Origin of the sequence: Luteimonas composti (assembly GCF_042678665.1) — a bacterium.
Taxonomy (GTDB): Bacteria; Pseudomonadota; Gammaproteobacteria; order Xanthomonadales; family Xanthomonadaceae; genus Luteimonas; species Luteimonas composti.
On the sequence record NZ_JBHTKU010000016.1, the window covers coordinates 1 to 551 of the forward strand.

Sequence of the window (551 nt, forward strand, 5' to 3'; positions counted from 1 at the left end):
CTGCAGCAGGTTCTGCTGACCGACGATGACGGTCGCAGCTGGCTCGCCAAGTTCCATGTAGAGCAGCAGCTCTCCGGCGAGTGGCGGGTGAAGAGCTGCGTGGTCGAGGCAGCACCCGGCCAGCAGGCCTAACCCCTTACGACTCGCTCTTTGACGACCTCTACTACGACTTCTCTCCTGGGCCGGTGGCTTCATAGCGCCGGCCCAATTCTTTTGCGAAATCGTCGAAGTTGCCCGCCTCAATCGCTTCGCGCGCCCGAGCCATGAGCTCCTGATAGAAATGGACATTGGCCCAGCTCAGCAGCATGGCGCCGAGGATCTCCCCCGATTTCATCAGGTGGTGGAGATAGGCGCGGGAATACTGCGCCGCGGGACAGGCGCTTTCCGAATCGAGCGGCGTGTCGTCATCCGCATATTGGCTGTTGCGCAGATTGCAGCGCCCCGCCCAGGTGAAAGCCTGGCCGTGGCGACCCGATCGGGTCGGCATCACGCAATCGAACATGTCGACGCCCTTGCCGATGGCCGCGACGAGGTCCTGCGGGGTCCCTACC

The 551-nt window shown here is 63.2% G+C and carries 2 protein-coding genes; one reads left to right on the plus strand and one right to left on the minus strand.

Going from position 1 to position 551, the window contains the following annotated elements:
* Positions 1-12 precede the first annotated feature (12 nt).
* The gene (locus ACFQ2D_RS17030; protein ID WP_449280312.1) at positions 13-132 is read left to right on the plus strand and encodes a hypothetical protein; all 120 of its coding nucleotides are present in this window, start codon (positions 13-15) and stop codon (positions 130-132) included.
* Between the two features lie 31 nt (positions 133-163).
* Here ACFQ2D_RS17030 and ACFQ2D_RS17010 read toward each other — a convergent pair.
* A partial coding sequence (locus ACFQ2D_RS17010; protein ID WP_386795730.1) for a tRNA-guanine transglycosylase occupies positions 164-551 on the minus strand: 388 nt, incomplete at its 5' end.